Below are 13,722 nucleotides of genomic sequence, written 5' to 3'. Positions count from 1 at the left end.
GCTTCAGCCCTTGCTTGGCCAAAGTCTCGGCAATCGCATCGCCTTTGTAGGCACCAATTGTGTACTTACGCGCCTCATCCAGCGATTCCAGGGTGATCTTGCTATCAGCCTTGGCCAGCATGATCCAGTCGTCCGGGCCTATAGGGCCGACCCACTTGAAGAGATTCTCGCGGTCCGGCAGCCGCGCCATTACGAACACGCCATAACCGGGCTTTTCCAGAGCGAGTTTGTAGATTCGCTCCCAAGGGAAACGCAGCGTCAGGCTGTAGGGGATGTCCGCGCGCTTGAACATCTCGCGGACGATGTCCACGGCGATGCCATTGATGTTCTCGTCCTGGGCGAAGTTCTTGCCGTTCTTCGCCATGTTGTACGGGGGGAAGTTTTCCGTCAGCAATACCAGGCCGGTGTCGGGACCTTCTTCGGCGCGAGCCCCGTTGATGAGCAACAGAGAAGCGCTGGCGAGGACAAGAAGAAGACGTTTAAGCATGTCGGGCTACCGAAATCCATGGCGTGCCCAAGAGTGCCTTGAGCCCGCCATGCTGTCTACTGGCCTTTTGATAACGGCCTTATATGCATCATTAAAATAATGGGTATCACAGTCACTGTGGTAGATAGTTACCACCCTCCATCCAGCCTCACCTGATTAATTGCAAATACCCGGCCACAGGCCGTTTCTTCAATTAATCAGAGGCACCCTTCAATGAATTCGATCCCCATACTTCTTGCCAGTGCATTGTGCTCACTGTGTACACCCTGTTTTGCGAACAACAGCGATTATGGCGAAGGCCTGCAGAACCTGACCCCTTCCAAAACCCTTGAAAATACCGACGGCTCCCGCGACCACTGGCAAGGTATCGGGCGCCTGGAGATCAATGACGGGAGCTGTACCGCGGCCCTTCTGGATACACGCGATGAAATAGAGTTGCCGGAAACGCCCGCTTACGTACTTACTGCGGGACACTGCATTGAATTGACCAATGGCAACATCGTGACCGACAGCCCGGTCAGCGGCACCATCACATTCAATTATTTCACCGACACCTCCAAGTTCAAGGCCTATCCGCTGAAGACGACGATATGGCGGAGCATGCAAGGCGTTGATATGGCTATAGTTGAATTGGATGTCAGCCTTCAAAAGCTCATTGCGGATGGCATACAACCGTTGAAACTGGCGAGTGAGACACCAACGAATGGCACCGATGTCTTGATCGTGGGGGCGCCAACAGGTTTCGACCAAATCACATTGCGCATGGCGGCTTGTACTTTGCAGCCCACCCAGGACCTTGTTGAAGGTCCATGGGTGTGGCGGAACACCTTTATGACTCGCTGCAAGGACATTCGAGGCGGCAGCTCCGGAAGCCCCGTGCTGGATCGCTATTCAAACGAGATCGTAGGGGTAGTGGGAACAGGAAATTTCGAGGCGGATATTGTCCCATGCCGCGATCATGCGCCCTGCACGCGCGTTGGAAATGACTATGTGGCGGTACACGAAAATGTGTATGGCAACCCCACGGCGCTTCTCAACGGGTGTTTCTCACAAGGCCGTATCGCTCCAAATCCGCCATCGTCCTGCCAACTCTACCCGGCTTTTACCGTTGACGGTGGCGCAGCCGAGTTGGACAGATACAAGAGAGTTAAACAGCTCAATAATGGTTCCATAGTCATCCCGACCTGGAACTATCGATTTTCGATCAGCACTCCCTTCTACCGTCATAAAACCGTTTCCTCCGCAATGAAATGCGAGGAAGCCGAAAATTACAGCGATCCAATAAGTTCAACAGATGCACAAATCAATTCTGAGATAGGTACGAAACCAGGATTCTATTTTCTATGCATTTTAGGCCTGGAATCAGCTGAACAGCACGCCTCAAGAGGCCTCTTGAAAAACGCGTTGTCTTTACCCGTAGAGATATTGGATAACACACCAACCGCGCAGGCCAACTTGTCCATTGAAAGCGACGTGTTTGTAACACTGGCGAAAGCAGAAGAGCCGTATCGGACCTACTCCATCAAGTTTGGTCCTGTAGAAACAACGGACTGTCATCAACCCGAAAAATACATTGAAAACATGACAATGGACTTCTTTATTCCGAGCGAGAAACTTCCGGGAAAGCTTTGCGTCATTGCCTACGACAAATCGGGACAGGCGTCCGAACCGAGGATCGACTTACTGAGCCCGGTGACTGGAACTCATAAGGCTGCGTCATCCAACGCTCAAGTTGCCCCATAACATCGGCCCGGAGCGTTTTCTCCGGGCCGCGGRCCTTCATCGCATCACGATTCCGCGATGGGCCATGTAGGCCTTGGCTTCCTGAACGGTGTATTCGCCGAAGTGGAAAATACTCGCCGCCAATACCGCACTGGCGTGGCCTTCGAGAATACCGTCGGCCAAATGCTGCAGGTTGCCGACGCCACCTGAGGCGATCACCGGAATCCCCAGCGCATCACTGATAGCGCGGGTGACGCCCAGGTCGAAACCGTTTTTCATGCCGTCCTGGTCCATGCTGGTCAGCAGGATTTCGCCGGCACCGAGGCCTTCCATTTTCTTCGCCCACTCAACGGCGTCGAGGCCGGTTGGCTTGCGACCACCGTGGGTGAAGATTTCCCAGCGCGGGGGTTCGCCCGGGCCGGAAACTTTCTTGGCGTCGATCGCGACGACAATGCACTGCGAGCCGAAATGCTGCGCCGCTTCGCCGACGAATTCCGGGTTGAACACTGCAGCGGTGTTGATCGAGACCTTGTCCGCACCGGCGTTCAGCAGATTGCGAATGTCCTGCACGGTACGCACGCCGCCGCCCACGGTCAGCGGGATGAACACCTGGCTGGCCATGCGCTCGACGGTGTGCAGCGTGGTGTCGCGGCCGTCGACGCTGGCAGTGATGTCGAGAAAGGTAATCTCGTCGGCACCCTGCTCGTCGTAGCGACGGGCGATTTCCACCGGGTCGCCGGCGTCGCGAATGTTCTCGAACTTGACGCCCTTGACCACCCGGCCGTTATCCACGTCCAGGCAAGGGATGATGCGTTTGGCCAGCGCCATGGTGAGTCCTCAGCCTTTGTACGAATCGCAGAAAGCTTGCGCTTCAGCGACATCGAGGGTGCCTTCGTAGATCGCCCGGCCGGTGATGGCGCCGATGATGCCTGGTGCCTTGGCGTCGAGCAGCGACTTGATGTCACCCAGATTGTGGATACCGCCGGATGCAATGACCGGGATCTTCGTCGCCGCAGCCAGAGCAGCGGTGTAAGAGACGTTGCAGCCCTGSATCATGCCGTCTTTGGCGATGTCGGTATAAACGATCGCGGACACGCCGTCGGCTTCGAATTGCCTGGCCAGGTCGATGACCTGCACGGTGCTGATTTCAGCCCAGCCGTCGGTGGCGACAAAACCGTCTTTGGCATCCAGGCCGACAATCACCTTGCCCGGGAACGCGCGGCAGGCTTCGGCGACGAAGGCCGGATCTTTCACGGCCTTGGTGCCGATGATCACGTAGCTCACACCCGCTTTCACGTAGTGTTCGATGGTTTCCAGGGAACGGATACCGCCGCCGATCTGAATCGGCAGGTCTCTTTGAGGTGCGTCTGCACATCGAAAATCGCCCTGTTGTAATAGTGCGGAGCAATTTCGCGGGTAAACAGCTCAAGGATTTCAGCCGCTTCGAACGAACCCAGGTCCAGTTCGAAGCGGTCCTCCATGAAGCGCTTGATCTTGTGATTGGCCTCGCTCTCCTGCTCGGGAGTGAGGGTCAGGATCGGCGGCTTCTTCCTGGCAGCCATTTACCAGCGGCCATCCCACGCGGCGAAGTTCTGCAGCAATTGCAGGCCATGGGTGTGGCTCTTCTCCGGGTGGAACTGCACGGCGAAACGCGAGCCATCGGCCAGCGCGGCGGCGAAATCGACCCCGTAATGACCGCTACCGACCACCTGCCGCGCATTGCCGGCAGCGATGTAGTAGCTGTGCACGAAGTAGAAGCGCGCCAGGTCCGGAATGTTGTGCCAGAGCGGGTGAATCACCGTCTGCTTCACTTCGTTCCAGCCCATGTGCGGCACTTTCAAATGTTCGCCGTCTTCGTGCAGATCCTTGCCGAAGAACTTCACCTGGCCTGGAAACAGACCGATGCAGTCGACGCCATCGTTCTCTTCGCTGCTGTCGAGCAAGGCTTGCATGCCCACGCAAATGCCAAGGAACGGACGGTCCTGGCTGACTTCACGCACCAGCGAATCGAAGCCCAGGCGACGGATCTCCGCCATGCAATCGCGAATCGCGCCGACGCCGGGGAATACCACCCGGTCGGCTTCGCGAATCACGTCGGCATCGCTGGTGATCAAGACCTTGCCGGCGCCGACATGCTCGAGGGCCTTGGCCACCGAGTGCAGGTTGCCCATGCCGTAATCGATAACCGCGACCGTCTGCATTACAGAACGCCTTTGGTCGAAGGCATTTGCCCGGCCATGCGGTCATCCAGCTCCACGGCCATGCGCAGCGCGCGGCCGAAAGCCTTGAACACGGTCTCGATCTGGTGGTGGGTGTTGTGCCCACGCAGATTGTCGATGTGCAGGGTGACGTTGGCGTGGTTGACAAAGCCCTGGAAAAACTCCTGGAACAGGTCAACGTCGAAGCCGCCGACAGTAGCGCGGGTATACGGAACATGCATCTGCAGTCCAGGACGGCCGGAGAAGTCGATCACCACACGCGACAACGCTTCATCGAGCGGCACGTAGGCGTGGCCGTAGCGACGGATGCCTTTCTTGTCGCCGATGGCTTTGGTGAAGGCCTGACCCAGGGTGATACCGACGTCTTCCACTGTGTGGTGGTCGTCGATATGCAGGTCGCCCTTGCTGACAATATCCAGGTCGATCAGCCCATGACGGGCGATCTGGTCCAGCATGTGCTCAAGAAAAGGCACACCGATATCAAATCGGGCCTTTCCGGTGCCATCCAGGTTGATCGAGGCTTTGATCTGGGTTTCCAGAGTGTCGCGCTCGACAGACGCCATACGTTCGGCCATCACCAGCTCCGCAAAAAATCATTGGGGCGAAAAAGGCAGCCATTATAGGGTCGCGGGCGCTAAACAGAAACACGGGAGGTGATATCACTGACGGAGTGAACCCCGTGCTGTCGGGGATAGACATGTCCGTACAAGCATCTCAGGACCACTGATCGCTCACACGCAAGCGTGTGAGCGATCAGCTACAGGGGTGATGCGTCTACTTAGTGGAAGAGGACAGCCGTTTTCTGCARCGTCACCCAAACACCCCACGCCARCGGAATSCCYACCACCAGCCACGCAGCMACSGCCAATGGTTTGGTGCCCGCATCCGCTTTCCACTCCAGCACGGTGCTGGCGTCAGCACCCTTGTCGTGGCCCAGCGCCTGTTCGGCGGCCAGTTCGGCGTCGGTCATGAAGTACTTGTCCGCCACCGGACGCACCAGCAGGTTGCAGATGAAACCCAGCACCAGCAGGCCCGCGAGGATGTACAAGGTGATGTCGTACGCCGCGGCACGTTCAACACCGATGCTCAGCTGATATTCACGCAGGTAGTTCACCAACACCGGCCCCAACACACCCGCCGCCGCCCAGGCTGTCAGCAGACGACCGTGGATCGCGCCGACCATTTGCGTACCGAACAAGTCCGCCAGATAGGCAGGAACAGTCGCAAAACCACCGCCATACATCGACAGGATGATGCAGAACGCCGCCACGAACAGCGCAACACTGCCCAAGTGACCGAGGTTCGGGATCAGCGCGTACAGGGCGAAACCCAGGGCGAAGAACACAAAATAGGTGTTTTTGCGACCCAGGTAGTCCGAGAACGAAGCCCAGAAAAACCGGCCACCGATGTTGAACAGGCTCAACAGACCGGTGAAACCGGCAGCAATGGCGGCGATCGAGGCCAGTTGCGAAGCGTCCAGTTGACCGAACGTCAGGTCGTTGCCAAGCAATTTACCGGCGAACACTTCCTGCAACAGCGGCGAAGCCATGCCGAGGATGCCGATACCCGCCGACACGTTCAGGCACAGCACCAGCCATACCAGACGGAATTGCGGGGTTTTCCACGCCACATTCACATGCACATGACGGTGCGTGATCATCGCGTTCGAAGCTTTTTTCGCCGGAGCCGTCCAGCCTTCAGGCTTCCAGCCTGTTGGTGGAACGCGGTAGGACAGTGCGCCACCGATCATGAACACGAAGTAGATCGCGGCCATCACCAGGAAGCTCTGCCATACACCGACGCTGGTTGGCGAAGCAAAGTGGCCCATCAGGGCCGCAGCCAGTGGAGCGCCGACCATCGCGCCACCACCAAAACCCATGATCGCCATGCCGGTCGCCATGCCACGCTTGTCCGGGAACCACTTGATCAGGGTCGAGACCGGTGAGATGTAGCCCAGGCCCAGGCCGATACCGCCAATGACCCCGGAGCCGATCCACATCAGCCAAATCTGGTGGGTATAGACCCCCAGCGCCGAAATCAGCAGACCGCCACACCAGCACAGTGCCGATACAACGCCCGCCTTGCGAGGACCGGCGTGTTCGAGCCAGCCGCCCCAGATCGCTGCCGAGCAACCCAGGAAGATGAAGAACAGGGTGTAGATCCAGCCAAGCATCGAGATCGGCCAGTCGCATTGCGACGAAAAGACCTGAGCGATGAAGCTCATGTCCGGCGCGCAAGCCACGGCTTTGGTGACGCCCAGGGCCTTGGACAGTGGCAGCCAGAACACCGAAAAGCCGTAGGCCATGCCGATGCAGAGGTGGATGGCCAGAGCGGCCGGTGGTACAAGCCAACGGTTAAAACCGGGCTTGGCGATGATGCGTTCCTTGGACAGGAACGCGGGCCGGTCGGCAAAGCCGTCCGCCGTAATGCTCGTAGTCATGGTGTTTCCCCCAATTATTAGTAGGGTTCGCCAGCCGCTCCTCACCCCCAGCCTTTATGCACGCAGACATGACTGTTTTTAGGTGAAGCTTCATTTTGGTGCGACATCACGTCGCAGAAGGACGGACGAACGGGCAGAGGTTACCATTTGCACGTGACAGAAAAACCAAACTGATATCACGTTTTGTATGTCATCCGATCTCGTACCACTGGATGAACATTGTTTTCACGGGGAATGGCTCCGTTCAACTTCACAGGAATTTCCATGCCGATCATTGTCGAGCTGCTGAACCAGGTCACTTATCAAGATCAGCAAGATCTGCAGAAGATCTACCGCGATGCCCCGAGCTGGCTGTTTGCGCCGTTTACAGGGGATGCTGAGCTGATCGAAAGCTGCTTGCGGGACGGCTCGCTGGTCGCCGGACGCTTCAACGATCGGTTGCTGGGCGCAGCACGTCTGCAACGGCACCATGACACCTGGCATTTGTCCCATTTATGCGTACGAAAAATCACCCGCCGCCGTGGTGTTGCCGAGCGCCTGGTAAGCGAAGCGCAGAAAATGGCGGTGCAATCGGGCGCGACATTGCACCTGCTGGCGCCCGCCGGGCACCTAGAAGCCCAGGCGCTGGCGGCTAAGCTGAAAGTGCCGCTGGATGTGCTCCCGACATGATCGCTGACCGGGCGGCCACTTCGGGGCGCTATACTCCCCGGCTAAATTTCGAATTCGACTAATACAAGGACTCGCCCATGAAAGCGTTCGGCAAAATCCTGGGTCTGGTACTTCTCGGGCTGTTGCTGATCATTGTGGCGCTGGGCTTTGCCCTGACCCACCTCTTCGATCCCAACGACTATAAAGACGAGATTCGCCAGATTGCCCGCGACAAGGCCCACATCGAGCTGACGCTCAATGGCGATATCGGCTGGAGCCTGTTCCCCTGGCTGGGCCTGGAATTACACGAAGCCAGTGTGGCGACCCTGGCCAAGCCCACCGAGCCGTTTGCCGACCTGCAGATGCTCGGTCTGTCGGTCCGCGTGATTCCGCTGCTGCGCCGCGAAGTGCAGATGAGCGATGTGCGCGTCGAAGGCCTGAACCTGCGCCTGAACCGTGACAAGGACGGCCATGGCAACTGGGAAGACATCGGCAAGGTGCCGGCACCTGCGGCTGCGACGACCTCGACCACAACGCCCGCCACCACCGGCGAACCCGCACCAACGACCACCGCCCAGGCCGAAAAACCGGCTCAGCCGGTCCGCCTGGACATCGACAGCCTGACCGTCAACAACGCCCGCGTTGAGTACAGCGACGAAAAAACCGGCAAGCAGTTCAGCGCCGAAAGCATCCAGCTGAGTACTGGCCCGGTCCATGACTCGACCAACATCCCGGTCAAACTCACGGCGTTCCTGGGCACCAACCAACCAGTTCTGCGGGTGCGGACCGAGCTGGCTGGCGAGCTGCGCTTCGAGCGAGCGCTGCAACGCTACAAGTTCGAAGACATGAAACTCTCCGGCGAAGTCGCTGGCGATCCGCTGCAAGGCAAGACCATGACCTTCGCCGCTCAAGGTCAGTTGCTGCTGGACAAGGCCGCCAACGTCGCCGAATGGACTGGCATCAAGATCTCCGCCAACCAGTTGCGCGCCTTGGGTGAACTGAAAGCGAACGACCTCGACAAGACCCCGCAAATCAGCGGCGGCCTGTCGATTGCCCAATTCGACCTGGCAAAATTCGTCGACAGCATCGGCCAGAAACTCCCGGCGATGGCCGAAGGTAGCCTGAGCAAAGTTGAACTGGTCAGCCAGGTTGCCGGCACGCCGACCAGCCTGTCGCTCGATAACATCAACCTGAAACTTGACGACAGCAACTTCAGCGGCCGCATCGCCATCGAAGACTTCGCCAAGCAATCGCTGCGGGCAACCCTCAAGGCTGACACCTTCAACGTCGACCGTTACCTGCCGCCGAAATCCGCCGAAGCCAACAGCGCAACTCAGGTACGCAAGGCCGAAGTGGCCAGCACCGAGGCCGATGCCCTGGCCGGCCCTGGCAGCACACCGCTGCCGCCATCACCGACCAAAGGCCCGTGGAGCAGCGACCGCTTGTTCCCGGTGGAGCGCCTGAGCAAACTCGACGTGGACGCCGACCTGACCTTCGGCCAACTGACCCTCGACAAACTGCCGATCCAGAACGCGGTGCTCAAGGCCAACGGCCAGGGCGGCCTGCTGACCCTGGAGAACCTGCGCGGCGATCTGTACGACGGTAACTTCGAAGCCAAGGGCACCCTGGATGTTCGCCAGCAAGTGCCAGCGCTGAACATACAGACGCGCATCAACAACGTGCCGGTGGAGAAAATCCTCGAGGGCCAGGGGAAAAATCCACCGGTCAAAGGCCAGGTCACGCTCAACAGCACCCTGACCGGCAGTGGCAATAGCGAGAGCGCGCTGATCGACAGTCTCAACGGCAACGCCAGCTTCGTCATCAACAACGGCATGCTGCTCAATGCCAACCTTGAGCAACAACTGTGCAAAGGCATCGCCACCCTGAATCGCAAAACCCTCAGTGGCGAACCACGGGGCAAGGACACGCCCTTCGAGGAGCTCAAGGGCAACCTGACTTTGCGCAACGGCGTGGCCAATAACCCGGACCTGAAAGTGCGCGTCCCAGGCATGACCGTGAACGGTAACGGCGACATCGACCTGCGGGTGCTGGGCATGGATTACCGCCTGGGCATCATCGTCGAAGGCGACAAGAGCGACATGCCGGACCCGGCCTGTCAGGTCGGCGAGAAATACGTCGGCATCGAATGGCCGCTGCGCTGCCGTGGCCCGCTGGAGCTGGGCGCCAAGGCTTGCCGCCTCGACAGCGAACGCATGAGCCAGGTCGCCAGCAAACTGGCCGGCGAGCGCATCAGCGAAAAAATCGACGAGAAGCTTGGCGATAAAGTCAGCCCGGAACTGAAAAACGCGCTCAAGGGGCTGTTCAAGCGATGAGAGCCGAGCAGTTTTCAACGGCCGTGCTGGATTGGTACGACCGCCATGGCCGCCACGATTTGCCTTGGCAACAGGGCATCACCCCTTATCGGGTGTGGGTCTCGGAAATCATGTTGCAGCAGACCCAGGTCAGCACGGTGCTGAACTACTTCGACCGGTTCATKGCCTCGCTGCCAACCGTCGAAGCCTTGGCCGCAGCACCGGAAGACGAAGTACTGCACCTGTGGACCGGCCTCGGTTACTACACTCGCGCGCGCAACCTGCAAAAGACCGCGAAGATTGTGGTCGCCGAATATAGCGGCGAGTTTCCACGTGATGTGGAAAAACTCACCGAGCTGCCGGGTATCGGCCTGTCCACCGCCGGGGCGATTGCCAGCCTGAGCATGGGTATCCGCGCGCCGATCCTCGACGGCAACGTCAAACGGGTCCTGGCGCGCTTTACTGCGCAAGAGGGTTATCCGGGCGAGCCGAAGGTCGCCAAACAGCTGTGGGCGAACGCTGAGCGCTTCACGCCGCATGATCGGGTCAACGCCTACACCCAGGCGATGATGGATCTGGGCGCCACGCTCTGCACCCGCAGCAAGCCGAGCTGCCTGCTCTGCCCACTGAAAAAGGGCTGCGAAGCACACATGCTCGGCCTGGAAACCCGCTACCCGATCCCCAAGCCACGCAAAGCGGTGCCACAGAAGCGCACGCTGATGCCGATGCTCGCCAACGGCGACGGCGCGATTCTGCTTTACCGACGCCCTTCCACGGGCCTGTGGGGCGGTCTCTGGAGCCTGCCGGAACTCGATGACCTCGACGACCTGCAACATCTGGCTTCGCAGCACTCGCTGGAACTGGGCAGCCAGCAGGCACTGCCGAGCCTGGTGCACACCTTCAGTCACTTTCAATTATCCATCGAACCCTGGCTGGTGCAGGTCCAGGAGGCCGGCCATCACGTGGCCGAGGCCGACTGGCTCTGGTATAACCTCGCCACCCCGCCGCGCCTGGGCCTTGCCGCCCCGGTCAAAACCTTGCTCGAGCGCGCGGCCGCCGTATTGAACGCAGGAGAGTCGTCATGACCCGCACCATCATGTGCCGCAAGTACAAAGAAGAACTGCCCGCCCTGGAGCGCGCTCCATTCCCGGGTGCAAAAGGTCAGGACATTTTTGACCACGTCTCGGCCAAGGCCTGGGCCGACTGGCAGAAACACCAGACCCTGCTGATCAACGAAAAACGCCTGAACATGATGAACGCCGAAGACCGCAAATACCTTCAGGGTGAGATGGACAAATACTTTTCCGGCGAGGAATACGCCAAGGCTGAAGGCTACGTTCCACCTGCTCAATAATTGATCAAAATTCGGGGTCGGCACGTAAGCGACGGTAATAATTAAATATTTTTTGAAAACTTGCTTGACGACCCCCTGAAAAACCCGTTTAATGCGCCCCGTTGCCCAGATAGCTCAGTCGGTAGAGCAGGGGATTGAAAATCCCCGTGTCGGCGGTTCGATTCCGTCTCTGGGCACCAAATACCGAAAACCCTGAATCGCAAGATTCAGGGTTTTTTTATGCCTGCGATTTAATCGGACATCACGCAAGCCACCTCTCCTGACTAGTTTTGACCGCCCCAGTGGAAAACCAGATTGCGAGCGGCACCACTGCCCACATCCGCCGTATCACGCCGCACCTCACCTTTATGCGTGGCGATAACGGTGTACTTGCCGGCAGGCAGCTGAACGTAAACCAACGGCCCAGCCTCACTCAGTGTCAGCACGGTCTGCCCTGCGGCTTTCTGAATAACCAGATCCACATCGGGAACGTATTCGTCCTGAGGCCCGGTGGAGAATGTCATGTGCAGGTTGTAGCCCTTGGTTTGCTGAATGGCTTTAGCCTCGTCCTCTCCAATCCCCCCGGACAGGTAGGTAATCCCGTTTTGTTGTTGCTGCTGGACTTGCACGGCCGAGCTGTCAATTGGCTCAAGGCTGGCGGCGTTAAGCGCGACTGGCAACAGCAGTACGCCGACAGCGGCGATGGGCAGCATGAATGAATGGACGTACTTCATGATGGCGACTCCCGGGTTACGTAGAACCCACTCGTTACTCCTTTTAGATTTATCGCCGAATACTCAAGTTTTAGATCGATTCGGAATTGAGCTCACTGCGAATCGGACTACACGATCTGCTCCTCAAGTACGAGCTGTAGTCGGTGGTGTCCTGCAAGACGAATCCGGTATTTCCTTCCGATTTACCAGCAGCGCCCGGCATCGTCGACTATCGCTCTCCTGCCATCCTCTTGCGCCTGTTCCCTCCAGCTGCGGAAGATGTCATGAGCCACCTCAAACCCGATAACACTCAAGATCCACAAATGGTTTCACTGCTCGGCAGTCTGGGCGAGCTGATCCGTGAAGCGCGCCAAAAGGTGCTGCGAGCGGTCGATACCGTTCAGGTGCAAACCTGTTGGCAGATCGGCCGGCATATTGTGGAATTCGAACAGGAAGGCGCTCGGCGGGCGGCTTATGGCAAGCAGCTGCTGTCGACACTGGCGCATACACTGACAGCGGAGTTTGGGAAAGGCTTCGACGCCTCTAATCTCCGTTACATGCGCCAGTTCTATCAAGCATTCCCGATTCGTGACGCGCTGCGTCACGAATTGAGCTGGACCCACTACCGCAGGCTGCTGCGAGTCGACAACGACAACGCTCGCCACTGGTACATGAACGAATCAGCGCTCCAGAACTGGTCAAGTCGCGCCCTCGAGCGTCAGATCAACACCCTCTACTACGAGCGCCTGCTGGCGAGTCGCGACCAGTCTCCCGTCAAACAGGAAGCCGCCATCAACATCCAGCAAATGAACGCCAGCCCTCGGGATTTCATCCGGGATCCGGTGCTGCTCTAGTTTCTCGGCCTGCCCAATGCAGTCCTGAGCAAGGAGGAACCTCATGCAGAACCGGATAGGGAACGGGATGCTTGAGGAGCGGTTACTCAAGCGCCCCCGATAAGCGCGGGCAGATTGTTCATAAACGGCATGACGACTATGGTGAGTAACTCGTCGCAAAGGTTCAAAGCCGATGAACTTACAGGACATGCCCTCACTGGCCCCGACGCAACTCGAGTTGCCGTTGCCCACCCGCACACCTGGCGAATCCTTCAGGGAGCCCGCCGCCGATGGCTTCCTCCTTGGCGGCTTCACCTGGCGACACCCCCATCAAGACCCAACTCGCCCGGTGGTTATCGTCAACGCTGCCACCTCTGTCCGTTGCCGACACTATTCGCGCTTCGCCGATTACCTGTTCGCCAACGGCTTTGACGTGATCACTTATGACTACCGTGGCATCGGCGAGTCGCGTCCCGCATCACTGAAAGGGCTCGAGGCCTCATGGTCCGACTGGGGCGCGCTGGATTTCGAGGCGATGCTGCAAAGAGCGCAACGCGAGTTTGCAGGACAACCCATCAATGTCGTCGGCCACAGCTTCGGCGGCTGTGCTGCGGGGCTGGGGGCCTCCGGGCATTTGATCCGACGCCTGGTGACAGTGGGCGCGCAGTTCGCTTACTGGCGCGACTACGCCCCCGCTCATCGCTGGCGGATGTTCGCCAAGTGGCACGTGGTGATGCCGTTGATGACGATGCTTTGCGGCTACTTCCCCGGCAAACGCCTGGGTTGGCTCGAAGACACCCCCGCCGGCGTGGTTCGCGACTGGAGCACGCCCAGCAACCGATATGAGAAACGCCCCAGCGGTCGCCTCATCCACGCCAGAACCGGTCGACTGCCCTTCGCCAACGTCAGCGCACAAACCCTGGCCATCAGCCTCAGCGACGATCCCTACGGCACGATTCCAGCCATAGAACGCCTGCTTGGCTACTTCACCGGCAGTACAAATACCCACCTGAGA

13 protein-coding genes, 1 tRNA gene and 2 pseudogenes are annotated in these 13,722 nt (G+C 58.8%); 8 read left to right on the top strand and 8 right to left on the bottom strand.

Annotated elements, in window-relative coordinates; genetic code table 11:
* Positions 1-487, bottom strand: a 487-nt coding sequence (locus tag AC1DLB_RS10490; RefSeq protein WP_477784967.1) for a substrate-binding periplasmic protein, incomplete at its 3' end; no start/stop codon positions are given.
* Positions 488-700: 213 nt separating this feature from the next.
* Here AC1DLB_RS10490 and AC1DLB_RS10485 point away from each other — a divergent pair.
* A complete protein-coding gene (locus AC1DLB_RS10485) occupies positions 701-2,230 on the top strand; it encodes a trypsin-like serine peptidase (protein WP_477744126.1) in 1,530 nt (509 codons plus the stop codon).
* Between the two features lie 36 nt (positions 2,231-2,266).
* Here the strand turns inward: AC1DLB_RS10485 and hisF are convergent, their stop codons facing one another.
* The 6 genes and pseudogenes from hisF to AC1DLB_RS10455 form a co-directional block, all read right to left on the bottom strand.
* Positions 2,267-3,037 (bottom strand): imidazole glycerol phosphate synthase subunit HisF, encoded by a 771-nt coding sequence (gene hisF / locus AC1DLB_RS10480; protein WP_018929212.1) that lies wholly within the window; start codon positions 3,035-3,037, stop codon positions 2,267-2,269.
* A 9-nt stretch (positions 3,038-3,046) separates the two neighbouring features.
* Positions 3,047-3,562: pseudogene (locus tag AC1DLB_RS10475) on the bottom strand (HisA/HisF-related TIM barrel protein); the annotation flags it as partial.
* Positions 3,502-3,771 (bottom strand): DUF2164 domain-containing protein, encoded by a 270-nt coding sequence (locus AC1DLB_RS10470; protein WP_477784966.1) that lies wholly within the window; start codon positions 3,769-3,771, stop codon positions 3,502-3,504. The pseudogene AC1DLB_RS10475 and the gene AC1DLB_RS10470, both read right to left, overlap by 61 nt.
* Positions 3,772-4,410 (bottom strand): imidazole glycerol phosphate synthase subunit HisH, encoded by a 639-nt coding sequence (gene hisH, locus AC1DLB_RS10465; RefSeq protein ID WP_018929214.1) that lies wholly within the window; start codon positions 4,408-4,410, stop codon positions 3,772-3,774.
* Complete coding sequence (gene hisB, locus AC1DLB_RS10460) at positions 4,410-5,003, bottom strand: imidazoleglycerol-phosphate dehydratase HisB (protein ID WP_007939452.1); 594 nt, start codon at positions 5,001-5,003, stop codon at positions 4,410-4,412. The genes hisH and hisB overlap by 1 nt, the downstream gene beginning before the upstream one ends.
* Positions 5,004-5,206: 203 nt before the next feature.
* On the bottom strand, positions 5,207-6,868 hold the full coding sequence (locus AC1DLB_RS10455; RefSeq protein ID WP_018929215.1) for an OFA family MFS transporter: 1,662 nt from the start codon (positions 6,866-6,868) through the stop codon (positions 5,207-5,209).
* A 264-nt stretch (positions 6,869-7,132) separates the two neighbouring features.
* On the opposite strand from AC1DLB_RS10455, the gene AC1DLB_RS10450 reads away from it, so the two are divergent.
* The 5 genes from AC1DLB_RS10450 to AC1DLB_RS10430 all read left to right on the top strand — a co-directional run bounded on the left by AC1DLB_RS10450 (position 7,133) and on the right by AC1DLB_RS10430 (position 11,361).
* Positions 7,133-7,537 carry an acetyl-CoA sensor PanZ family protein gene (locus AC1DLB_RS10450; protein WP_018929216.1) on the top strand — a complete coding sequence of 135 codons (405 nt, stop codon included), beginning with the start codon at positions 7,133-7,135 and terminating at the stop codon, positions 7,535-7,537.
* A gap of 77 nt (positions 7,538-7,614) precedes the next feature.
* Positions 7,615-9,849, top strand: a complete 2,235-nt coding sequence (locus AC1DLB_RS10445) for an AsmA family protein (protein ID WP_086944141.1) — start codon at positions 7,615-7,617, stop codon at positions 9,847-9,849.
* Entirely contained in the window at positions 9,846-10,913 is a 1,068-nt protein-coding gene (mutY, locus tag AC1DLB_RS10440) for an A/G-specific adenine glycosylase (RefSeq protein ID WP_477784965.1), read from the top strand. The genes AC1DLB_RS10445 and mutY overlap by 4 nt, the downstream gene beginning before the upstream one ends.
* Entirely contained in the window at positions 10,910-11,182 is a 273-nt protein-coding gene (locus AC1DLB_RS10435; RefSeq protein WP_018929219.1) for an oxidative damage protection protein, read from the top strand. The genes mutY and AC1DLB_RS10435 overlap by 4 nt, the downstream gene beginning before the upstream one ends.
* Positions 11,183-11,285: 103 nt before the next feature.
* Positions 11,286-11,361, top strand: a tRNA-Phe gene (locus AC1DLB_RS10430).
* An 84-nt stretch (positions 11,362-11,445) separates the two neighbouring features.
* Here AC1DLB_RS10430 and AC1DLB_RS10425 read toward each other — a convergent pair.
* Positions 11,446-11,895, bottom strand: coding sequence for a hypothetical protein (locus AC1DLB_RS10425; protein ID WP_086944143.1), 450 nt, complete (start codon positions 11,893-11,895; stop codon positions 11,446-11,448).
* Between the two features lie 263 nt (positions 11,896-12,158).
* Between AC1DLB_RS10425 and AC1DLB_RS10420 the strand changes: the two are divergent.
* Positions 12,159-12,725: pseudogene (locus AC1DLB_RS10420) on the top strand (DUF1016 N-terminal domain-containing protein); the annotation flags it as partial.
* A gap of 175 nt (positions 12,726-12,900) precedes the next feature.
* Positions 12,901-13,722 (top strand): alpha/beta hydrolase family protein (locus AC1DLB_RS10415; protein WP_477784964.1); only part of this gene is annotated, 822 nt, incomplete at its 3' end.

Source organism: Pseudomonas sp. 05N434, from assembly GCF_056396965.1.
The sequence above is the reverse complement of the archived record's forward strand: the minus strand, read 5'-3'. Positions and strand labels throughout refer to the sequence as shown.

What these genes read in the sequence shown, in the direction of transcription:
- hisH (WP_018929214.1), bottom strand. Translation starts at nt 4,410, where the DNA reads ATGCAGACGGTCGCGGTTATCGATTACGGCATGGGCAACCTGCACTCG.
- AC1DLB_RS10425 (WP_086944143.1), bottom strand. Translation starts at nt 11,895, where the DNA reads ATGAAGTACGTCCATTCATTCATGCTGCCCATCGCCGCTGTCGGCGTA.
- AC1DLB_RS10445 (WP_086944141.1), top strand. Translation starts at nt 7,615, where the DNA reads ATGAAAGCGTTCGGCAAAATCCTGGGTCTGGTACTTCTCGGGCTGTTG.
- AC1DLB_RS10470 (WP_477784966.1), bottom strand. Translation starts at nt 3,771, where the DNA reads ATGGCTGCCAGGAAGAAGCCGCCGATCCTGACCCTCACTCCCGAGCAG.
- hisB (WP_007939452.1), bottom strand. Translation starts at nt 5,003, where the DNA reads ATGGCCGAACGTATGGCGTCTGTCGAGCGCGACACTCTGGAAACCCAG.
- AC1DLB_RS10485 (WP_477744126.1), top strand. Translation starts at nt 701, where the DNA reads ATGAATTCGATCCCCATACTTCTTGCCAGTGCATTGTGCTCACTGTGT.
- AC1DLB_RS10450 (WP_018929216.1), top strand. Translation starts at nt 7,133, where the DNA reads ATGCCGATCATTGTCGAGCTGCTGAACCAGGTCACTTATCAAGATCAG.
- hisF (WP_018929212.1), bottom strand. Translation starts at nt 3,037, where the DNA reads ATGGCGCTGGCCAAACGCATCATCCCTTGCCTGGACGTGGATAACGGC.
- AC1DLB_RS10435 (WP_018929219.1), top strand. Translation starts at nt 10,910, where the DNA reads ATGACCCGCACCATCATGTGCCGCAAGTACAAAGAAGAACTGCCCGCC.